We start from the raw sequence: 21,518 nt of genomic DNA, 5'->3' as shown, positions 1-21,518 counted from the left end.
GACCGCCCGGCGGGGCGGTCGGGGCCCGGGCGGGGCGGTGGCTCAGCTCTGCCGGGCGAGGAAGGCCTCGACCTCGTCCCGACGGGCGAGCGAGGGCTGGGCGCCCGCTCGCGTGGTGCTGATCGCCGCGGCGGCGCAGGCCCAGCGAGCGGACTGCTCGAGGGTGCGGCCCTCCGCGAGGGCGACGGCGAGCGCTCCGCAGAAGGAGTCACCGGCGGCCGTGGTGTCCACGGGGTGGACCCTGAAGGCCGGGACGTGCAGGTGCGCGGTGCCTTCGAGGAGGAGCACCCCGTCGCCGCCGAGCGTGACGATGACCGCGCCGGCCCCGGTCAGTTTGCGGGCCGCGGCGACGACGTCCTCGATCGTCTCCGGCACGCGCGTGCCGGAGAGGGCCGCCAGTTCCGTGCGGTTGGGGACCAGCACGTCGACGTGGGGCGGGGGGACGGCGCCGGCGACGGCGGGGGCCGGGTTGTGCAGCACGATGCCGCCGGCCAGCCGGGCGGCGGCGTGGTTGGCCTCGTCCGGGACCTCCTGCTGGAGGACGGTGACGGCCGCCCGCTGCAGCAGAGCGGCGGCGTCCTCGCAATCGGCGGCGCCCAGGCGGCCGTTGGCGCCGGGGCTGACGATGATGGTGTTCTCACCCGCCGGGTCGACGGCGATCAGGGCGCGGCCGGTGGCCACGTCCGGGGTGCGGGTGATGTGCGTGGTGTCCACGCCCTCCTGCCGGACGGCGCCGAGCATGACGTCGGCCGCGTCGTCCTCGCCGACCCGGCCGACGAAGGCGACGTCCCCGCCGAGCCGGGCGGCGGCGACCGCCTGGTTGGCGCCCTTGCCGCCGGGGTGCTGGGCGATGTCACCGCCGAGGACCGTCTCGCCTGGCACCGGATGGTGGGGAACCGGTGCGACGAGGTCCAGGTTGAGGCTTCCGACGACTGCGATCACTGGTCTTCCTCTGGGGTGGGGGTACTGCCGGCGTCCTGGGCCGAGGGGGCGCGGGGTGCGCTGGAGGCGCGGACGACGAGTTCGGGGGCGAGACGGACGGACCGTCGTGGACCGTCCGTCTGCCCGGCCAGTCGGCTGCCGAGCAACTGCGCTGCTTCGGCGGCCAGTTCGCGCACGGGCTGACGGACGGTGGTCAGGGCCGGGTCGGCGAGGCCCGCCATGGGGATGTCGTCGAAGCCGGTGACGGCTATCTCGCCCGGGACGTCCACGCCGAGCTGCCGCAGCCGTTGCAGCGCGCCGACCGCGATGAGGTCGTTGGCGCAGACGACGGCGTCCGGCCGGAAGGGCAGGATCCGGTCCACCGCGGCCCGTCCCCATTCCAGCGAGAAGTCGCCGAGTTCGACGCGGCCGGGTGCTTCCGGGTCCAGGGAGGCGACCCCCGCCTCGTACGCGGCGAGCCGCTCGACCGCCGCCGTGTCGCACCCGCTCGCGCCCACGAAGCAGACCCGGCGGCGACCGGTGGCGGCCAGGTGCTCCAGGACGAGCGCCATTCCGGAGGCGTTGTCGGTGGCGACCAGGTCGGCGACGCCGGTACCGCACCCGCGGTCCAGCAGCACCATCGGCACGCGGGCCGCCGCCGTCGTCACCGCGTCCCGGCTGTGCTTCTCGTCGACGGGGATGACCAGCAGTGCGTCGACCTGCCGGTCCAGCAGGGCGGTGATCCGGGCCGCCTCGGTCGTCGGGTCGTCGTTGCAGTCGGCGAGCAGCAGGGCGCGGCCCTCGGCGTGCAGGGCGTGCTCCACCTCCCGTACGAGGGAGGGGAAGAAGGGGTTGGTGATCTGCGGCAGGACGAGGCCGATGGTGCCGGTGGAGCGGCTGCGCAGGGCGCGTGCGACCTGGTTGGGCCGGTAACCGAGCCTCTCGGCCGCCTCCTTCACCCGAAGGGCGATCTCGGGTCCGACCGGGCGGGTTCCGCCCAGCACCCGGGACACCGTGGCGACGGAGCAGCCCGACGCGCGAGCCACCTCTTTCAGTGTGACCTCAGTCACAGTCAGGCCCCCTTCACTCGGTCCGACTTCGCTTCCCTCGACTCGATCGCCCCTCACAAAGGAAGCTGTCTCCCGGGATGTTTCGGCAAACGTTATCACCTGTCAACCACCCAGCCCTGGCTTGTCAACATCGCACTGTGACCTGTTCCTCGTTGACAACGGCGGATTAATGAGAAATTTTTCTGGAGAACGATTTCCCAGGCGTTTCCAGGGAGATGCGCAGTGTTCACCCGGTCGTCGTGACAGCCGACCGTCCCGTGTCCCTGGCGTGCTCCCGGTGACGCGGACCACCACCGCCGGCAGGTGAGCCGGCCCGTCCTCCGGCAGCAGCCCTCCCGCGGCGCTCCAGAGATCCACCACCACCGTCCCGCCAGAGCAAGGGGGCTCTTCCGATGGCCAAGAAAATAATCCTCGACTGTGACCCCGGACACGACGACGCCATCGCGATGCTGTTGGCACACGGCAACCCCGACATCGAACTGGTCGCCGTCACGACCGTGGTCGGCAATCAGACGCTGGAGAAGGTGACCCGCAACGCCCTGTCCGTGGCGCGCATCGCCGGGATCACCGGCGTCCCCTTCGCCGCCGGCTGCCCGCGGCCGCTGGTGCGGGCCATCGAGACGGCACCGGACATCCACGGCGAGACCGGTCTGGACGGGCCGGTGCTGCCCGAGCCGACGCTGGAGCTGGACCGCCGGCACGCCGTCGACCTCATCATCGACACGGTGATGTCGCACGAGCCCGGCGAGATCACCATCGTCCCGACGGCGGGGCTGACCAACATCGCCCTGGCCGCGCGCAAGGAGCCCCGCATCGTCGAGCGGGTCCGCGAGGTCGTCCTGATGGGCGGCGGCTACCACGAGGGCAACTGGAGCGCGGTCGCCGAGTTCAACATCATCATCGACCCCGAGGCCGCCCACATCGTCTTCAACGAGAGCTGGCCGGTCACCATGGTCGGTCTCGACCTGACCCACCAGGCCCTCGCGACCCCCGAGGTCGCCGAGAAGATCGCCGCGGTCGGCACCAAGCCCGCCAAGTTCGTCGGCGAACTGCTGGACTTCTTCGGCGCCACCTACAAGGAGGCGCAGGGCTTCGAGCACCCGCCCGTGCACGACCCGTGCGCGGTCGCGTACGTGATCGACCCCTCCGTCATGACGGTGCGCAAGGCTCCCGTGGACGTCGAGCTCACCGGCGGCCTGACCCTGGGCATGACCGTGACGGACTTCCGTGCCCCGGCCCCGGCCGACTGCCACACCCAGGTCGCGGTCGAGCTCGACCGCGAGCGGTTCTGGGACCTCGTGGTGGACGCCCTCGAGCGGATCGGCGACGTCGAGGCATGAGCGCACCCACCACCGTGAACCGGCCCGGCGAGGCATCGGGCCGCCGCACGACCCGGGTGGGCGTGCTGATGGTCGCACTGCTCGCGGCCTGTTTCGCCTTCCAGCTCAACGCGAGCATGCTCAGCCCCGCGCTGAAGAACATCGAGGAGAGCTTCGGGGCCAGCTCGGCCGAGATCGGGCTCACCCAGACCGCGTTCTTCACCTCGGCGGCCCTGTTCTCGCTCTTCCTGCCGCGGCTGGGCGACGTCATCGGCCGGCGCAAGGTCCTGACCGGCATGCTGGCCCTGATGGCCGTCGGCTGCGTCGTCGCCGCACTGGCGCCGAGCGTGCCCGTGCTGTTCGTCGGCCGCATCATCCAGGGCGTGTCCGGCCCGGTCGTCCCCCTCTGCCTGATCATGCTGCGGCAGGAGGTGACCGAACCGAAGAAGTACGGCACCCTGCTGGGCGTGATCACCGCCGTCAACGGCGGCATCGCCGGTGTCGACGCCCTCGCCGGGGGCTACCTCGCCGACAACTACGGCTTCCGCTCGGTCTTCTGGACGATGGCCGTCGTGGCGGTCCTCGCCACCGTGATGGTCGCCACCCTGACCCCCGAGACCAAGGCTCCCGCCGCGGACCGGATGGACTGGCCGGGCGTCGCGCTCCTCGTCGTGTCCGTCGGTGCGCTGCTCACCGCGCTGAACGAGGCCGGCAAGCTCGCCGACGCGAACTGGCCCCTCGTCGCCGTCCTCCTCGTCGTCGGCGCGATCGCCTTCGTCCTGTTCTGGCGGACCGAGGACCGCAGCACGCACCCGCTGGTCGCCACCCGGCACCTGAAGCAGCGCTCGACCTGGGCGACCCTGCTGACCACCCTGCTCACCATGACGGGCGTGTTCGCCGTCATGAACGGACTGATCCCGGCACTCGCCCAGGACGGGAACGCCGGGCTCGGCATGGGCGCCGAGCAGTCCGCGTGGTGGACCCTCACCCCGTACGCCCTGGCCGGTCTGGCCATGGGGCCCCTCGCCGGCCGGCTGGCCGCCACCTTCGGGTACGGCCGCATCCTGCGGCTGGGGCTGATCGGGGCCGTGGCGGGCGTGGTCCTGATGATCCTCACGATCGACTCCCAGTCCCGCGCCCTGCTGCTGCTGACCTCGATCCTGGTCGGCATCGCCTACGCGGGTGTGGCGAACATCGTGCTCAACGGGCTCGGCATCGTCCTGTCCCCCAAGGAGAACCCGGGCTTCCTGCCCGGCCTGAACGCGGGGGCGTTCAACCTCGGTGCCGGTCTCAGCTTCGCGGTGCTGTACGCGGTCAAGACGGCGGCCCTGCCCTCCGACCCCACGTCGCCCGCCGACTACACCGCCGGCATGATCGCCGGAGTGGTCATCCTGGCCGCCGCCTTCGCGACGTCCTTCATGATCCCGAAGCCGGTGGAGGCCGAGGCACGCGACTGATCCGATCCGGACCGATGCGGTCCTTCCGGCACCGCCGCGATCCGGCGGCGGTCCGGTCCGGCTACACGATCACGGCCTGCGGCACGGGCCCGGGAATTCCTCCCGGCCCGTGCCGCAGGCCGTTCGCCGTTCCCCGCTCGCCGTTCCCCGCTCGCCGTACGCCGTACGTCCTCCGGCCGGTTCCGGCCCGCACCGGCCGTTCACCGGCATGTCTCCGGGTGCTCGGCGCTCCGCCATCTGTCCCACATTCTGATATGGACCAACTGACAGATGAGATATTTGAGAGCCTTACCACGCCCGCACGGTTCGCGCAGTCGTTCCGTAAAAAAGGGAGGGAGACGTGCCGACGGCCGCTTCCCGCCCTCGTGCGAAAGACCGAGAAATGCCCGCACCAACCACCAGCCCGGCCCAGGCACCCGTCAACTCGCGGTCCCGCGTCCTCATCGCGAGCCTCATCGGCACGACGATCGAGTTCTACGACTTCTACATCTACGCGACCGCCGCCGTCCTGGTCTTCCCCACGCTCTTCTTCCCGAGCACCGACCCCACCACGGCGCTGCTGTCGTCCTTCGCGGTGTTCGGCGCCGCGATGGTCGCCCGCCCGATCGGCGCCGTGGTCTTCGGACACCTCGGTGACCGGCTCGGTCGCAAGGGGACGCTGGTGGCCTCGCTCCTCACCATGGGCATCGCCACCTTCCTCATCGGCGTGCTGCCCACCTATGCGCAGGCCGGCTGGATCGCCACCGCGCTGCTGGTGCTGATGCGGCTCGCGCAGGGCTTCGCGCTCGGCGGCGAGTGGAGCGGCGCCGCCCTGGTCGCCACCGAGAACGCCCCGAGCGGCAAACGCGCCCTCTACGGCACCTTCCCGCAGCTGGGCGCTCCGCTCGGCTTCATCATCGGCAACGGCCTCTTCCTGATCATCGGCGCGCTGCTGCCGTCCGCGGCGGGCGCCGACCCGTCGCAGCCCTCGGAGGCCTTCCTGAGCTGGGGCTGGCGCATTCCGTTCCTGTTCTCGGCCGTCATGGTCGTGATCGGCCTGTGGGTGCGCATGCGCCTGGTGGAGGCGCCGGTCTTCGCCAAGACCCAGGAGGCCGGGCTGGTGCGGAAGCTGCCGCTGGCCACCGTCTTCCGCAGCCACTGGAAGCAGCTGGTCCTCGGCACCTTCTTCATGCTGGCGACGTACGTGCTCTTCTACCTGATGACCACGTTCTCGCTGAGCTACGGCCGTACGCCGGAGGACGCCGCCGTGCCCGGCCTGGGGTACAGCTACACCACCTTCGTCCTGATGATGATCTTCGGGGTGCTGTTCTTCGCCGCGTTCACCCTGGTCTCCGGCCCGCTCGCCGACAAGTACGGCCGTCGCACCACCCTGATCTGGGTCACCGCCGCGATCCTGGTCTTCGGGCTGGTGTGGGTGCCGCTGATCGGCCTGGGCACGCTGGGCGTGGTGCTGTGGCTGGTGCTCGGCTTCACGCTGATGGGCATGACCTTCGGCCCGATGGGCGCGCTCCTGCCGGAGCTCTTCCCGACGAGCGTGCGCTACACCGGCTCCGGCATCTCGTACAACGTCAGCTCGATCCTCGGCGCGGCCGTCGCCCCGTTCATAGCGGTGGCCCTGTGGGAGGCCGGAGACGGCTCGCCGTGGCTGGTCGGTGTCTACCTCTCCGCGATGGCGCTGCTGACCCTGGTCTCGCTGCTGATCGGCAAGGAGACGAAGGACGTCGCGCTCGACGAGGGCGAAGCCCCCGCCGCCCCCGGCCGGGACGAGACCCCCGCCACCACGGCCTCCTGAACCGTCCGGCACTCGCGCCGCGGCCCCCTTCCCCCCGTCCGGGACTGGAAGGGGGCCGCGGCGCGTCCCCGGCCGTGCGCACACGAAAAAGGCCGCGACCGAAGAGTCGCAGCCTCTTTCCGCATCGATGCGGTGAGTGTCCGAGGGGGGACTTGAACCCCCACGCCCGATAAAGGGCACTAGCACCTCAAGCTAGCGCGTCTGCCATTCCGCCACCCGGACCAGGTGTCTGCCGCCGTGCCGGGGTGTTCCCCGCGGCGACGTGGACAACCATACCAAGGTTTCGCAGTGCCTTTCACCTGCGTTTCCGTCGCCGGACGGCGGCCCGTCACCCGGGGTTCCGCGACGCCGGGGGCGCCACCATGAGCGACCGGGAGGCCACCCGTGGTGGGGGTGCGGCGGCCGGTCCGACCTCTCACGGCATGAGCTGGTACTCCGGGAAGTTGCCCGGCAGACGCTCCCCCGCCGGTCCCCGCGTCACCGCGCGGACCAGCAGCTCGCCGCCGACGAACGCGCCGCGCCAGGACGCCCCGAGGCCGCCGAACAGCTCGTCGCGGTCGCCGCGGGAGCGGGGGACGCCGTGGCCGACCTTGAAGGCGCGGATCTGCGGGGCCAGCCGGTCGAAGGTCGCCCGGTCGTCCGTGCACAGGGTGGCCACCAGCGCGCCGTTGGAGGCGTTCATGGCGGCCAGCAGTTCCGCCTCCGTGTCGACCAGGACGACGGTGTCGACCGGGCCGAACGGCTCCGCGTGGTGCAGCGGGGAGGAGCGGGGCGGGTTCAGCAGCGTGACCGGCTGGACGTAGGCGGAGGTGTCCTGGCCGGGCAGGAAGCGGGCGTCGGACGGGGTGCCCCGGTACAGGGGGACGGCGCCGCGGTCGACGGCCTCGGCGACCTGGTCGTGCAGTTCCTTCGCCTTGGCGGCGTTGATCACCGGGCCGAAGTCCAGCCGCGGGTGGGGATCGGTGGGCTGCTCGACGGCGAGCGGGTGACCGACCCTGAGCGTGCGGACCGCGGGCAGGTACGCCGCCAGGAACGCGTCGAACAGCTGCCGCTGGACGACGAAGCGCGGGTAGGCCGTGCAGCGCTGCTTGCCGTAGTCGAAGAGCTTGGGGACGACCGCCTCCAGCGCGTCCCAGTCGGAGTGGTCCCAGATGCCCCAGGTGTTGAGTCCTTCCTGCTCGAGGATGTGCCGCTTGCCGAGGTCGGCGACGGCCGTGGCCACCGCCGCTCCGGTGTCGCGGCCGCCGACGAAGGAGACGCAGCCGACCTCGGGCGCCCGCACCAGCGCCTCGGACAGCTCGCCCCCGCTGCCGCTGACGAGGGTGACGGGGATCCCCTCGCGGGCGGCGAGCGCCGAGGCCAGGGTGAGGCAGGCGGCACCGCCGTCGGTCGGGGTCTTGGCGATGACCGCGTTGCCCGCGAGTGCCTGGACCAGCACGGCGTGGACGAGCACGCTCATCGGGTAGTTCCAGCTCGCGATGTTGGACACCGGGCCGTCGAGCGGGGCCCGGCCGGCGAGCATCGCGTCGATGCCGTCGACGTACCAGCGCACGCCGTCGATGGCCCGGTCGACGTCCGCCCGGGCGAGCCGCCAGGGCTTGCCGATCTCCCAGACGAGCAGGAGGGAGAGCAGGTCGCGGTGTTCGGCGAGGGCGTCGAGGGTGGCGGCGACGCGGGCCCGGCGCTCCGGCAGCGGGATGTGGCGCCAGGCGCGGTGCTGGTCGAGTGCGGCGCGCACGGCCTGCCGGGCGGTGGCCCGGTCCAGGCGGGGCGGGCCCGCGACGGGGGTGCCGTCGACGGGGCTGGCGGCGGGCAGGACCCGGCCGTCCGCCTGCCAGGCGGCGTTCCAGAGGTTGAGGAGGCGGTCGTCCCGGAAGGCCTCGGGGGCGACGGCGAGGCAGCGCTGCCAGGCGTCGGTCCAGGAGGTGCCGGACTTCAGGGTGAGGGTGGGTGCCATGCGGTTCGCTCCGCTCTCGGTGCACGGTCGAGAGAAAGTCGAGAGAAAGCTGAGAGAAAGCCGAGAGAAAGGGGGCTCGGCGAAGGGGCTCAGGCGTCGGCGTCCAGGGCCGCGAGCACCTGCCGGGCCGTCTCCGTGGGCGTCCGGCCCACCCTGACTCCGGCCGCTTCCAGCGCTTCCTTCTTCGCCTGCGCCGTACCGGACGTTCCGGAGACGATCGCGCCGGCGTGGCCCATGGTGCGGCCCTCGGGGGCGGTGAAGCCGGCGATGTAGCCGACGACGGGCTTGGTGACGTGGTCGCGGATGTACGCCGCGGCGCGTTCCTCGGCGTCGCCGCCGATCTCGCCGATGAGGACGATCAGGTCGGTGTCGGGGTCGTCCTGGAAGGCGGCGAGGCAGTCGATGTGGGTGGTGCCGACGACGGGGTCGCCGCCGATGCCGACGCAGGTGGAGAAGCCGGTGTCCCTCAGCTCGTGCATGAGCTGGTAGGTGAGCGTGCCGGACTTGGAGACCAGGCCGATGCGGCCCGGCTCGGCGATGTCGGCCGGGATGATGCCGGCGTTGGACTGGCCGGGGGTGATCAGGCCGGGGCAGTTGGGGCCGATGACGCGGGTGCCCTTTTGCCGGGCGTGGGCGAGGAAGGCGACGGAGTCGTGGACGGGGATGCCCTCGGTGATGACGACCGCGAGGCCGATGCCGGCGTCGGCGGCCTCGACGACGGCGTGCTTGGCGAAGGCCGGCGGTACGAAGACGACGGTGACGTCGGCTCCCGTCGCGTCCATGCCCTCGGCGACCGAGCCGAAGACGGGGACCGCGGTGGGGGCGCCTCCCGGGCCGTTCGGGCTCTGGGGGACGTCGAAGTCGACTCGGCGGCCGGCCTTGCGCGGGTTGACGCCGCCGACGACGTTCGTGCCGGCCGCGATCATGCGCCGGGTGTGCTTCATGCCCTCGCCGCCGGTCATGCCCTGGACGAGGACCCTGCTCTCCTTGGTGAGGTGGATCGCCATGTCGTCCCGTCTCCTCAGGTGGTGGTGGCGAGTCGGGCGGCCCGGCCGGCGGCGCCGTCCATCGTGGTGGCCTGCTCGACGAGCGGGTGCGCGCGTGCCTCGAGGACGGCCCGGCCCCGGGCCGCGTTGTTGCCGTCGAGGCGGACGACGAGCGGCTTGGTCGGCCGGACGGCGTCCAGGGCGCGGACGATGCCGTCGGCGACCGCGTCGCAGGCGGTGATGCCGCCGAAGACGTTGACGAGGACCGACCGCACCGCCGGGTCGGAGAGGACCACCGACAGTCCGTCCGCCATGACCTGCGCCGAGGCGCCGCCGCCGATGTCGAGGAAGTTGGCGGGGCGGGCGCCGCAGCCGGCGACCGCGTCGAGCGTCGACATGACGAGTCCGGCGCCGTTGCCGATGACGCCGACCTCGCCGTCGAGCTTGACGTAGTGGAGGCCCTTCGTGGCGGCCGCGGCCTCCAGCGGGTCGGCGTCGGCGCTGTCCTCGCCTCCCCACAGTGCGTGCCGGAAGCGGGCGTTGTCGTCGAGGGTGACCTTGCCGTCGAGGGCCATGATGCGTCCGTCCCCGGTGCGCACGAGCGGGTTGACCTCGACGAGCAGGGCGTCCTCGCGGGTGAGGACCTCCCACAGCCGGACGAGGACGTCGACGGTCTGCGGCGGCAGGCCGGCCGCCTCGGCGATGCGGGCCGCCGTGGCCGAGGTGACCCCCTCGGCGGGGTCGACGGGGACGCGCGCGACGGCCTCGGGGCGGGTCGCGGCGACCTCCTCGATCTCCGTGCCGCCCTGGGCGGAGGCGATCGCGAGGAAGCGGCCGGCCGCGCGGTCGAGGACGTAGGAGACGTAGAACTCCTCGGCGACGTCGACGGGTTGCGCCAGCATCACCGTGCCGACCGTGTGGCCCTTGATGTCCATGCCGAGGATCTGACGGGCCGTGAGTTCGGCGGCGGCCGGGTCGGCGGCGAGCTTGACCCCGCCCGCCTTGCCGCGGCCGCCGGTCTTGACCTGCGCCTTGACGACGACGCGGCCGCCGAGCCGGCGGGCGATCTCCCGGGCCCTTTTGGGCGAGTCGGTGACCTCGGCCCGCGGCACCACGATGCCGTGTTCTGCGAAGAGTTGCCTCGCCTGGTGTTCGTACAGGTCCATCTCGGCTCCTGTCTGCGACGTCGCGGGAGGCCGGAAGAAGGGCCGGAGTCCGGCGACCGAAAAGTGCCGCGCACCCCCTGGACACCATCCGGTGGATGCGGGATAACAAGCTTCATACAGTATTCGTCGACTGTATGCAATGTACCGCGAGAGCGTTCCCCTCCCCCCATGAAGGGACAAGGAATTCGCCATGCCCGACGACACCCAGGACGTCATCTCCGGCGGACATCTCGTCGCCAAGGCCCTCAAGGCCGAAGGCGTCGACCGCATCTACACGCTGTGCGGCGGCCACATCATCGACATCTACGACGGCTGCGTCGACGAGGGCATCGAGGTCGTCGACGTACGGCACGAACAGGTCGCCGCCCATGCCGCCGACGGCTACGCCCGCGTCACCGGCAAACCCGGCTGCGCGGTCGTCACCGCCGGCCCGGGGACGACCGACGCCGTCACCGGTGTCGCCAACGCCTTCCGCGCGGAGTCCCCGATGCTGCTGATCGGCGGTCAGGGGGCCCTCACTCAGCACAAGATGGGGTCACTGCAGGACCTGCCGCACGTCGACATGATGAACCCCATCACCAAGTTCTCGGCGACCGTGCCGGACACGGCGCGCGCCGCGGACATGGTGTCCATGGCGTTCCGCGAGTGCTTCCACGGCGCGCCCGGCCCCTCCTTCCTCGAGATTCCGCGCGACGTGCTGGACGCCAAGGTCCCGGCCGCCAAGGCACGCGTGCCGCAGGAAGGCGCCTACCGCGCCTCGACCCGCTCGGCCGGCGATCCCGAGGCCATCGAGAAGCTCGCCGACCTGCTGATCCACGCCGAGAAGCCGGCCGTCCTGCTCGGCAGCCAGGTCTGGACGACCCGGGGCACCGAAGCGGCCGTGGAGCTCGTCAGGGCCCTCAACATCCCGGCCTACATGAACGGCGCGGGACGCGGCACCCTCCCGCCCGGCGACCCGCACCACTTCCAGCTCTCGCGCCGGTATGCCTTCTCCAACGCCGACGTCATCGTCATCGTCGGCACGCCCTTCGACTTCCGCATGGGGTACGGCAAGCGCCTGTCCCCGGACGCGACCGTCGTGCAGATCGACCTCGACTACCGCACGGTCGGCAAGAACCGCGACATCGACCTCGGCATCGTGGGCGACGCCGGGCTGGTGCTGAAGTCGGTGACCGAGGCGGCCTCCGGGCGCGTCAACGGCGGTGCGTCCAAGCGCAAGGAGTGGCTTGACGAGCTGCGGGCGGCCGAGCAGACCGCGCTGGAGAAGCGGCTGCCCAGCCTGAAGTCGAACGCCTCCCCCATCCACCCCTACCGCCTGGTCAGCGAGATCAACGACTTCCTCACCGAGGACTCGATCTACATCGGCGACGGCGGCGACATCGTCACCTTCTCCGGGCAGGTCGTGCAGCCCAAGTCGCCCGGCCACTGGATGGACCCGGGGCCGCTCGGCACCCTCGGCGTCGGCGTCCCCTTCGTGCTCGCCGCCAAGCAGGCGCGGCCCGACAAGGAGGTCGTCGCCCTCTTCGGCGACGGCGCCTTCTCCCTCACCGGCTGGGACTTCGAGACCCTCGTCCGCTACGACCTCCCGTTCGTCGGCATCGTCGGCAACAACTCCTCGATGAACCAGATCCGCTACGGCCAGGCCGCCAAGTACGGCAAGGAGCGCGAGCGGGTCGGCAACACCCTCGGCGACGTGCGCTACGACGAGTTCGCGCGGATGCTGGGCGGTCACGGCGAGGAGGTCCGCGACCCCGCCGACATCGGCCCCGCCCTGCGCCGGGCCCGCGAGTCGGGCAAGCCGTCGCTGATCAACGTCTGGGTGGACCCCGACGCGTACGCCCCCGGAACCATGAACCAGACCATGTACAAGTGAGGTGCCCCCGATGACCGGAACGTCCACCAAGGCCCTCGAAGGCATCCGCGTCCTGGACATGACCCACGTCCAGTCCGGGCCCTCCGCGACCCAGCTGCTCGCCTGGCTCGGCGCGGACGTCGTCAAGCTGGAGGCCCCGACCGGCGACATCACGCGCCGGCAGCTGCGCGATCTGCCGGACGTCGACTCCCTCTACTTCACGATGCTCAACTGCAACAAGCGGAGCATCACCCTCAACACCAAGACCGCACGCGGCAAGGACATCCTCACCGAGCTGATCCGGCGCTCCGACGTCATGGTCGAGAACTTCGGGCCGGGCGCGGTCGACCGGATGGGGTTCACCTGGGACCGCGTCAAGGAGATCAACCCACGGATCGTCTACGCCTCCATCAAGGGGTTCGGTGACGGCCCGTACACCGACTTCAAGGCGTACGAGGTCGTCGCGCAGGCCATGGGCGGCTCGATGTCGACCACCGGGTTCGAGGACGGCCCGCCGCTGGCGACGGGGGCCCAGATCGGGGACTCGGGCACGGGCGTGCACGCCGTGGCGGGCATCCTCGCCGCCCTGTTCCAGCGGGAGCGCACCGGGCGCGGGCAGCGGGTGAACGTGGCCATGCAGCACGCGGTGCTCAACCTCTGCCGGGTGAAGCTGCGCGACCAGCAGCGCCTGGCGCACGGCCCCCTCGCCGAATACCCCAACGAGGACTTCGGCGACGAGGTTCCCCGCTCCGGGAACGCCTCCGGCGGGGGCCAGCCCGGCTGGGCCGTCAGGTGCGCCCCGGGCGGCCCGAACGACTACGTGTACGTCATCGTGCAGCCCGTCGGCTGGAAGCCGATCAGCGAGCTCATCGGCCGGCCCGAGCTGGCCGACGACCCCGATTGGGCGACGCCGGAGGCCCGGCTGCCGAAGCTGAACAAGATGTTCCAGCTGATCGAGGAGTGGTCCTCGACGCTGCCCAAGTGGGAGGTGCTGGAGCGGCTGAACGCCCGCGACATCCCCTGCGGGCCGATCCTGTCCACCAAGGAGATCATCGAGGACCGCTCGCTGGCCGCCAACGGGATGGTGGTCACCGTCCCGCACCCCGAGCGCGGCGAGTTCGTCACCGTCGGCAGCCCGCTGAAGCTCTCCGACTCCCCCGTCGACGTGGTGGCCTCCCCGCTGCTCGGCGAGCACAACGAAGAGGTCTACGTCGGCGAACTCGGCCTCGGGGACGAGGAGCTGCGCCTGCTGAAGTCGAACGGGGTGATCTGAGGTGATGGCCGAGGACCGGGCGCCGAAGGTGCGCGCGCTGCTGGACGCGGTGCGCGCCGAGGGGCGGACCGCGCTGACCGCTCCCGAGGGCAAGGTGATCGCCGACGCGTACGGGATCGCCGTGCCCGGCGAGGAGCTGGCGACGGACGTCGAGGAGGCCGTGGCGTGCGCGGCGCGGTTCGGCGGGCCCGTGGTGATGAAGATCGTGTCGCCGGACATCCTGCACAAGACCGACGCCGGCGGTGTGGTCGTGGGCGTGGAGGGCGCGGCGGACGTGCGGGCGGCGTTCTGCCGGATCGTGGAGAACGCGCGGGCGTACGACGCGGACGCGCGCATCGAGGGCGTGCAGGTGCAGGAGCTGCTGCCGAAGGGGCAGGAGGTCATCGTCGGGGCGGTCACGGATCCGACGTTCGGGAAGGTGGTGGCGTTCGGGCTCGGCGGGGTGCTCGTCGAGGTGCTGAAGGACGTCACGTTCCGGCTCGCCCCCGTGGACGCCGACGAGGCCGTGTCGATGCTGGACTCGATCCGGGCGGCGGAGGTCCTGCGCGGCGTGCGCGGGCAGGAGGGCGTGGACCGGTGGGCGGTCGCCGAGCAGATCCGCCGGGTGTCCGAACTCGTGACGGACTTCCCGGAGATCGCCGAGGTGGACCTCAACCCGGTGATCGCGACGGCGGGCGGTGCGGTCGCCGCCGACATCCGCGTGATCCTCTCCACCGAACAACCGAAGGAGCGCCGCCGCTACTCGCGCGAGGAGATCCTCGCCTCCATGCGCCGGCTGATGCAGCCCCGTTCCGTCGCCGTGATCGGGGCCTCCGGCGAGCCGGGCAAGATCGGCAACTCGGTGATGCGCAACCTCGTCGACGGCGGTTTCGCCGGGGAGATCCATCCGGTGAACCCCCGGACCGACGACATCCTGGGCCACAAGGCGTACAAGAGTGTCACCGACGTTCCCGGCGAGGTGGACGTGGCGGTCTTCGCGATCCCCGCCCGGTTCGTGGCCTCCGCGCTGCGGGAGGTGGGGCGCAAGAGGATCCCCAACGCGGTGCTGATCCCCTCCGGGTTCGCGGAGACCGGCGAGCACGGGCTCCAGGAGGAGATCGTCCAGGTCGCCGAGGAGTACGGCATCCGGCTGCTGGGCCCGAACATCTACGGCTACTACTCGACGTGGCAGGACCTGTGCGCCACGTTCTGCACGCCGTACGACGTCAAGGGCGGGGTCGCGCTGACCAGCCAGTCGGGTGGCATCGGCATGGCCGTCCTGGGCTTCGCGCGCACCACGAAGACGGGTGTGTCGGCGATCGTCGGGCTCGGCAACAAGTCGGACCTGGACGAGGACGACCTGCTGACCTGGTTCGGGGAGGACCCGCGCACCGAGTGCATCGCGATGCACCTGGAGGACCTCAAGGACGGGCGCGCCTTCGTCGAGGCCGCGCGGGCGACCGTGCCGAAGAAGCCGGTCGTGGTGCTGAAGGCGGGGCGTACGGCGGCGGGGGCGAGGGCGGCGGGTTCGCACACCGGCGCCCTGGCGGGCGACGACGCCGTGTACGACGACATCCTGCGGCAGGCCGGTGTCGTCCGGGCGCCGGGCCTGAACGAGATGCTGGAGTACGCGCGTGCGCTGCCGGTGCTGCCCGCGCCGCAGGGGGACAACGTGGTGATCATCACCGGGGCCGGCGGCAGCGGGGTGCTGCTGTCGGACGCGGTGACGGACAACGGGCTGTCGCTGATGGAGATCCCGCCCGACCTCGACGCGGCGTTCAGGGAGTTCATCCCGCCGTTCGGGGCGGCGGGCAATCCGGTGGACATCACCGGGGGCGAACCGCCCTCGACGTACGAGGCGACGATCCGGCTGGGGCTGGAGGACCCGCGCATCCACGCGCTGGTCCTCGGCTACTGGCACACGATCGTCACTCCCCCCATGGTGTTCGCCGAGCTCACCGCGCGCGTGGTGGCCGAGTTCCGCGAACGGGGCATCTCCAAGCCGGTGGTGGCGTCGCTCGCGGGGGACGTGGAGGTCGAGGAGGCGTGCCGGTACCTCTTCGAGCGGGGGGTCGTGGCCTACCCGTACACGACCGAGAAGCCGGTGGCCGTGCTCGGCGCGAAGTACCGCTGGGCGCGCGCGGCCGGGCTGCTGGGGGGCGGTTCATGAGGTGAGTGGACGGGGGGCCGGTCGACGGTGCGCGTCGGCCGGCCCCGGGACCCGCACGCGCACGCGCACGAAAGGCATTGGACAGGGGGCGCTGGCCAGAACTTTCGACGCAAGGGGTGCGACACGACATGACAACGACCGATCTGCCCACCTCGGTTCCCTACCGCGAGGTGACCGACGCGAACGGGCGCGTCTACCGCCTCGGTGAGACCGACATCGACATCATGGGCCGCCCACGCAAGTGGATGGTCATCCTGCCGTGGGTCGGCATGATGGGCATCAGCTCGGCGGAGTACGCCTTCGCGTCCGCCGAGGACACCCTGCACACGGCCCACCAGTGGAGCAGTGCGCACATCTTCTGGATGCTGGGCGTCTGGGTCTTCTTCCAGGCCGCGGTGGCCTTCCCCGCGGGCAAGCTGCGGGAGAGCGGGAAACTGCCGGCCCGCTGGGCGATGATGCTCGGCGCGGTCGGCACGCTGCTGGGCTATCTCTCGCTCGCCTTCGCACCGCACGTGATCGTCGCCTACCTCGGCTTCGGCATGTTCAGCGGGATGGGCGCCGGCATGGTGTACGCGACCTGCGTGAACATGGTCGCCAAGTGGTACCCGGAGCGCAAGGGCGGCAAGACCGGCTTCGTGAACGGCGGTTTCGCCTACGGCTCGGTGCCGTTCGTCTTCCTCTTCACCGGCTACATGGACCTCACCAACTTCCGCTGGGTGCTGGTCTCGGTGGGGGTGTTCCTGGCCGGCGTGGTGGCGGTGTCCGGCTACTTCTTCAAGGACCCGCCGAAGAACTGGTGGCCGGCCGACGTCGACCCGTTGCGCAAGCCCGACGACGCGCGTGCCCGGCGCGCGCTGGAGAAGAACCCGCCGGCCGTGCACCAGTACACCCCGATGGAGGCCTGGCGGACCGGCCGGGTGGCCCTGATGTGGTTCTGTCTGCTGTGCACCTCGGGGGTGAACATCTTCGGCATCGCCTTCCAGGTGCCCTTCGGTGACGAGGCGGGCTTCGCGGGCGGCATCGTGGCGACCGCCATGTCCCTGAAGGCGATCGTCAACGGCACCGGCCGCGGTGTCATCGGCTGGCTGTCCGACCGGTACGGCCGCAAGCAGTGCCTGATCTTCGTCTGCATCGTCCTCGGACTGTCCCAGTACGGCATCCTGTTCTCCGGGAACATCGGGAACCTGCCGCTGTTCCTGCTGTTCTCGTCCATCTCCGGCTTCGGCGGCGGCGCCATCTTCCCGATGTTCGCGGCGATGACCGCCGACTACTTCGGTGAGAACAACAACGCCTCCAACTACGGCCTGGTGTACTCCTCGAAGCTGGTCTCCGGTCTGCTCGGGTCCGGCATGGGCGCCGTCGTGGTGGGCGCGTGGGACTACGCCGGCGCGTTCGTCCTGGCCGGCTCGATCTCCCTGTTCGCCGGTTTCGTGGCCCTGTTCCTGCACCCGCCGGGGCGTCCCCGGGTCAAGCACATCGTGCCCAACCCGCAGCCGCTCGGTGAGGAGACCGCCTGACCCGGTGCGCCTCCCCAAGCCGCGCACCGTCCCCGCGCCGGCACGACCGGTGCGAGAGCCCCGTTCGCACGGACCGGGCGGCCTCTCCCGCGTGCTGCGGGAGAGGCCGCCCGGTCCGTGTGCCGGGTCAGCGGCGCCGCTTGCGCAGGGCCGCCAGGTTGTCGTAGCTGATCTTGGCCTCGCGCAGCGACTGCGCGGGGTCGGTGGCGCTCGGGGAGTTGTCGTCCTCGACCATCGGGTTGTGGTAGTTGCGCTGCCCGACCCGTGAGAAGAACGTCGTGTAGTCGATGACGCCGGTCCCGAAGGGCACCATCTCGTAGCCCATGCCGTTGGTGGTGCTGACGACGCCGTCCTTGGCGTGGAACAGCGGGTAGCGCTTGTTGTGGCGGGCGACCAGGCCGGCCGGGTCGAAGACGTTCCTGCGGGTGGAGCCGTCGTGGGCGGTGTACGTGTGGAACTTGTACTGGGCGACGTGCGCCCAGAAGATGTCCATCTCCAGCCAGACCAGCTTCGGGTCGGTGACCTCGAGGAAGTACTCCAGCTTCCGGATGCCCGAGCTGCGGGTCGGCCGGCCCTGGTCGTCCAGCGGGCCGCCGTCGAGCAGGAAGCCGTAGGCGCTGTCGTGGTTGTGGGTGTAGAGCTTGATGCCCTCACGGCGGGCGATCGCGCCGAGGGCGTTCCACTTGTCGGCGGCCACGTCCCAGTCGGCGCGGTACGAGCTGCCGGTGGGGTCGCCGCCGGTGCCCATGTGGTCCATGCCGAGGATGTTGGCGATCTCCAGGTGCTTCTTGAAGGTGTCCAGGTCCGCCGCGGTCAGCGGCCAGGAGGGCGGGATGAAGCCGTGGTTGCCCTGGGCGCGCAGTCCGTGGTCGTCGAGCCAGCGGCGCAGCAGCCTGGCGCCCTGGACGGATTCCAGGTTGTCCCCGCCGGGCGCGTTCGCGTGCTGGCGGTAGCCCGCGAACTCCACCTGGCGGTAGCCGTGGCGGGCCAGCTGCTTGAACACCTCGCGGAAGCCGGAGGGCAGGTCGGTGGAGAGGGGGTCGCGGCCGATGGCGTCACGGACGGTGTAGAGGATGATGCCGCGCTTGTGCGGCGGGACGAGGACCTGCCCGCCGTGCCCGTGGCCGTGGTCGTGCCCGTGCCCGTGGTCTCCGCCGCGGTCGTGGGCCAGGGCGGGGGCGGCGCCGAGGACCGGGGCCGCGACGGCTCCGGCCGCCACGGCGGTGCAGGTGCTGAGAAAACGGCGCCGGTCCACGCCGAGGGAGCGGCGCAGCCCCTCGTCCGGGGCGCCGGCGGCGGAGTCGGTCTCTGCTCTGGAGGGGTCGGAGTACAGGGTCACGGGTGCCTGCCTTCTCGGTCGTGGCCGGTCCCGGTGCCGCCGGGACCGGCCGTTGTCAGTGCCGTGTGTTTCACTCTCGGTGGCTGGATCTCGGAGGTCGTACGCGGTGCCGTACGCGGTGGTGCGTCAGCCGAGTCCGGCGAGCCGGAGCAGGAGTTGCTTGACGTCGGTGGCCGCCACGCGGTCGCCGACGGCGCGGGGGGTGGAGCAGATGAGGAGCGGACCGTCGTCGTCGCTCGCGGGAAGGCGGCCGTGGCTGCCGCGAAGAGGTGACGGGTCCAGGGGCACGACCGCCATGCGGTAGCGCATGCCGAGTTTCTTGCGCGCCAGTGCGGTGGCCGCCTTGACCTTGACGTACGGGTCGAGGGGATCCATGAAGAGCTCGACCGGGTCGTAGCCGGGTTTGCGGTGGATCTCGACGAGCTGCGCGAAGTCGGGCGCGCGGGCGTCGTCGAGCCAGTAGTAGTACGTGAACCAGGCGTCGGGTTCGGCGACGGCGACCAGTTCGCCGGCGCGCGGGTGGTCGAGGTGGTGGGCCTTCTTGCCCTCGTCGTCGAGGAGCTGCTCGATTCCGGGCAGTCCGTCCAGGGCGGCGCGGGTGGCGTCCAGATCCTCGGGCCGGCGCACGTAGACGTGGGCGATCTGGTGGTCGGCGACCGCGAAGGCGCGGGAGGCCATCGGGTCGAGGTACTCCATGCCGTCCTGCGTGTGCACCTCGAGCAGGCCCGCACGGCGCAGGGCGCGGTTGATGTCCACGGGCCGGCTCACCCGGGTGATGCCGTACTCGGACAGCGCGACGACGGTGCGGCCCTCGGCGCGGGCGTCGTCCAGGAGCGGGGCCAGGGCGGTGTCCAGGTCGGCCGCCGCCTTCAGGGAGCGCGGGTCGTCGGGGCCGAAGCGCTGCAGGTCGTAGTCGAGGTGCGGGAGGTAGCAGAGGGTCAGGTCGGGGTGCCGGGTGCGCATGATGTGACGGGTGGCGTCGATGATCCACCGGCTGGAGACCAGGTCCGCTCCGGGCCCCCAGAAGTGGAACAGGGGGAACGTGCCGAACTTCTCGGTGAGTTCGTCGTGGAGCGCGGCCGGCCGGGTGTAGCAGTCGGGCTCCTTGCGGCCGTCGGCGTAGTAGACGGGACGGGGGGTGACGGTGATGTCGGTGTCGGCGCCCATGGCGTACCACCAGCAGATGTTGGCGACGGTGTAGCCGGGGTGGGCGCGGCGGGCGGCGTCCCAGAGCTTGTCGCCGGCGACGAGCCCGTTGTGCTGCCGCCACAGCAGGACGTCGCCGAGTTCGCGGAAGTACCAGCCGTTGCCGACGATGCCGTGCTCCGAGGGCATGGTACCGGTGAGGAAGGTGGACTGGGCGGCGCAGGTGACCGCGGGCAGGACGGTGCCGAGCGGGGCGCGGGAGCCGGACTGGCCGAGGGCCTTGAGGTGGGGCATGTGGTCGAGGAGACGGGGGGTGAGGCCCACGACGTCGAGGACGAGGAGGGGGGTGGGGCCGCTCGGTGGGGTCATGGCAGTTCCTTCAGGCCGAGGTCCGTCAGGAGGTCGCGGGCGAGGGCGAGTTCGGCGGCGATGCCGTCGGCGAGCTGGGCGCGGCTGCGGGGGCGCAGCTCGGGCGGGAGGGCCTGCCAGGTGTAGGTCTCGACCTCCAGGTGGTGGGTGAGCGGACGCGGGCCGCCGACCAGCCGGGTCAGGGCCGCCTCGAGGACGGGCAGCGTGGAGGTGAGGGGCGCGGCGGGGGCCGCGTGCAGGGGGACGTGGAAGTGGGCGCGCCAGGGCGCGGTGTCGGGCAGCGCGTCGCCGGCCAGGGCCTCGCCGAGGTCGTCGGTGCCGCGCGGCCCGGCCGCGACGGGGGCCCCTCCCGCTCGAGCGGAGTCGGGAGGGGGAAGGGTGCGGGTCTGGTGCAGGAAGCGGGGTTCGGCGAAGGCGGCCAGGGCCTCGCGGACGGCGGGGAGGTGGGGCTGCTCGGCGTGCAGGGCGGCGGAGAGCTGGGACTTGACCACGGGCACTCCCGCCCGGGTCAGGTCGTCCAGGGCGGTGCGGGGGTCCTCGAAGGAGGTGGCGAGGTGGCAGGTGTCGACGCAGATGCCGATGCGGTCGTGGGCGATCGCGGTGAGCGGGGCGATGGCGTCGCGGGTGGTCTCGACGACGCAGCCGGGTTCCGGCTCCAGGGCGACGCGGACGGAGCGTCCGGTCAGCTCCTGGAGGGCGTCGAGGCGTTCGGCGAGGGTGAGCAGGGCGGTGCGGGCCGTCTCGGCGCGCCGCTCGCCGTAGGAGGTGCGCCAGGCGAGCGGCAGGGTGGAGATGCTGCCGTCGGTGACGTCGTCGGGGAGCAGCCCGGCGAGGACGCGGGCGAGGGCGGTGGTGTACTCCAGGCGCTCGGGGTCGGCCCAGTCCGGCTTGTAGACGCGGTACTTGACCTCCTCGGCGCCGAAGCCCTCGTAGGGGAAGCCGTTGAGGGTGACGACCTCCAGGCCCCGCCGTTCGAGCTCGCAGCGCAGCCCGCGCAGTGCGGAGGGGTCGGTGACCAGGGCGTGGGCGGCGTCCTTGGCGAGCCACAGGCCGATGCCGAGCCGGTCGCGGCCGAGGCGGCGGCGGACGGGCTCGCAGTGGTCGCGGAGCTGGGCGAGGACACCGTCGAGGGTCTCGGCGGGGTGGACGTTGGTGCAGTAGGCGAGGTGGACGGTGGAGCCGTCGGGGTGGCGGAAGCGCACGGC

The 21,518-nt window shown here is 71.7% G+C and carries 15 protein-coding genes and 1 tRNA gene; 7 read left to right on the top strand and 9 right to left on the bottom strand.

All coding sequences use genetic code 11. The features are described 5' to 3' along the window. Positions 1–42: 42 nt before the first annotated feature. Both rbsK and CP969_RS31520 read right to left on the bottom strand, forming a co-directional pair. Positions 43–942 carry a ribokinase gene (rbsK, locus tag CP969_RS31525; protein WP_004980881.1) on the bottom strand — a complete coding sequence of 300 codons (900 nt, stop codon included), beginning with the start codon at positions 940–942 and terminating at the stop codon, positions 43–45. Further along, the gene (locus CP969_RS31520) at positions 939–1,967 is read right to left on the bottom strand and encodes a LacI family DNA-binding transcriptional regulator (RefSeq protein WP_004980883.1); all 1,029 of its coding nucleotides are present in this window, start codon (positions 1,965–1,967) and stop codon (positions 939–941) included. The genes rbsK and CP969_RS31520 overlap by 4 nt, the downstream gene beginning before the upstream one ends. Positions 1,968–2,383: 416 nt before the next feature. On the opposite strand from CP969_RS31520, the gene uriH reads away from it, so the two are divergent. The 3 genes from uriH (at position 2,384) to CP969_RS31505 (ending at position 6,559) form a co-directional block, all read left to right on the top strand. Next, complete coding sequence (uriH, locus tag CP969_RS31515) at positions 2,384–3,331, top strand: uridine-preferring nucleoside hydrolase UriH (RefSeq protein WP_026084720.1); 948 nt, start codon at positions 2,384–2,386, stop codon at positions 3,329–3,331. Continuing rightward, on the top strand, positions 3,328–4,767 hold the full coding sequence (gene uriT / locus CP969_RS31510) for a uridine transporter UriT (RefSeq protein WP_004980888.1): 1,440 nt from the start codon (positions 3,328–3,330) through the stop codon (positions 4,765–4,767). Before uriH ends, uriT begins: the two co-directional genes overlap by 4 nt. A gap of 382 nt (positions 4,768–5,149) precedes the next feature. Beyond that, positions 5,150–6,559, top strand: a complete 1,410-nt coding sequence (locus tag CP969_RS31505; RefSeq protein ID WP_016823804.1) for an MFS transporter — start codon at positions 5,150–5,152, stop codon at positions 6,557–6,559. Between the two features lie 137 nt (positions 6,560–6,696). Here the strand turns inward: CP969_RS31505 and CP969_RS31500 are convergent. From CP969_RS31500 to sucC, 4 genes are all read right to left on the bottom strand, one after another. After that, a tRNA-Leu gene (locus CP969_RS31500) sits at positions 6,697–6,781 on the bottom strand. Between the two features lie 193 nt (positions 6,782–6,974). Next, positions 6,975–8,516 carry an aldehyde dehydrogenase family protein gene (locus CP969_RS31495; RefSeq protein WP_016823805.1) on the bottom strand — a complete coding sequence of 514 codons (1,542 nt, stop codon included), beginning with the start codon at positions 8,514–8,516 and terminating at the stop codon, positions 6,975–6,977. A gap of 89 nt (positions 8,517–8,605) precedes the next feature. After that, entirely contained in the window at positions 8,606–9,523 is a 918-nt protein-coding gene (gene sucD, locus CP969_RS31490; protein WP_016823806.1) for a succinate--CoA ligase subunit alpha, read from the bottom strand. A 14-nt stretch (positions 9,524–9,537) separates the two neighbouring features. After that, positions 9,538–10,668, bottom strand: a complete 1,131-nt coding sequence (gene sucC / locus CP969_RS31485) for an ADP-forming succinate--CoA ligase subunit beta (RefSeq protein ID WP_016823807.1) — start codon at positions 10,666–10,668, stop codon at positions 9,538–9,540. Positions 10,669–10,858: 190 nt separating this feature from the next. Here sucC and CP969_RS31480 point away from each other — a divergent pair, with 190 nt between their 5' ends. The 4 genes from CP969_RS31480 (at position 10,859) to CP969_RS31465 (ending at position 17,459) form a co-directional block, all read left to right on the top strand. After that, the gene (locus tag CP969_RS31480) at positions 10,859–12,541 is read left to right on the top strand and encodes a thiamine pyrophosphate-binding protein (protein WP_016823808.1); all 1,683 of its coding nucleotides are present in this window, start codon (positions 10,859–10,861) and stop codon (positions 12,539–12,541) included. A gap of 10 nt (positions 12,542–12,551) precedes the next feature. After that, positions 12,552–13,793: a formyl-CoA transferase gene (gene frc, locus CP969_RS31475; protein WP_016823809.1), complete on the top strand. Its 1,242-nt coding sequence runs from the start codon at positions 12,552–12,554 to the stop codon at positions 13,791–13,793. 4 nt (positions 13,794–13,797) lie between these two features. Further along, positions 13,798–15,942 carry an acetate--CoA ligase family protein gene (locus tag CP969_RS31470; protein ID WP_026084721.1) on the top strand — a complete coding sequence of 715 codons (2,145 nt, stop codon included), beginning with the start codon at positions 13,798–13,800 and terminating at the stop codon, positions 15,940–15,942. 128 nt (positions 15,943–16,070) lie between these two features. Further along, complete coding sequence (locus CP969_RS31465) at positions 16,071–17,459, top strand: OFA family MFS transporter (protein ID WP_016823811.1); 1,389 nt, start codon at positions 16,071–16,073, stop codon at positions 17,457–17,459. Between the two features lie 127 nt (positions 17,460–17,586). On the opposite strand, the gene CP969_RS31460 is transcribed toward CP969_RS31465, so the two are convergent. The 3 genes from CP969_RS31460 to eboE form a co-directional block, all read right to left on the bottom strand. Further along, positions 17,587–18,798 carry a sugar phosphate isomerase/epimerase family protein gene (locus CP969_RS31460; RefSeq protein WP_016823812.1) on the bottom strand — a complete coding sequence of 404 codons (1,212 nt, stop codon included), beginning with the start codon at positions 18,796–18,798 and terminating at the stop codon, positions 17,587–17,589. 126 nt (positions 18,799–18,924) lie between these two features. Next, positions 18,925–20,313, bottom strand: a complete 1,389-nt coding sequence (locus CP969_RS31455) for an alkaline phosphatase family protein (RefSeq protein ID WP_016823813.1) — start codon at positions 20,311–20,313, stop codon at positions 18,925–18,927. Next, positions 20,310–21,515, bottom strand: a complete 1,206-nt coding sequence (eboE, locus tag CP969_RS31450; protein WP_004980910.1) for a metabolite traffic protein EboE — start codon at positions 21,513–21,515, stop codon at positions 20,310–20,312. The genes CP969_RS31455 and eboE overlap by 4 nt, the downstream gene beginning before the upstream one ends. Positions 21,516–21,518: the final 3 nt, after the last annotated feature.

The organism is Streptomyces viridosporus T7A, assembly GCF_008704515.1.
Taxonomy (GTDB): domain Bacteria; phylum Actinomycetota; class Actinomycetes; order Streptomycetales; family Streptomycetaceae; genus Streptomyces; species Streptomyces viridosporus.
This window is presented reverse-complemented; position numbering and strand designations above follow the sequence as displayed.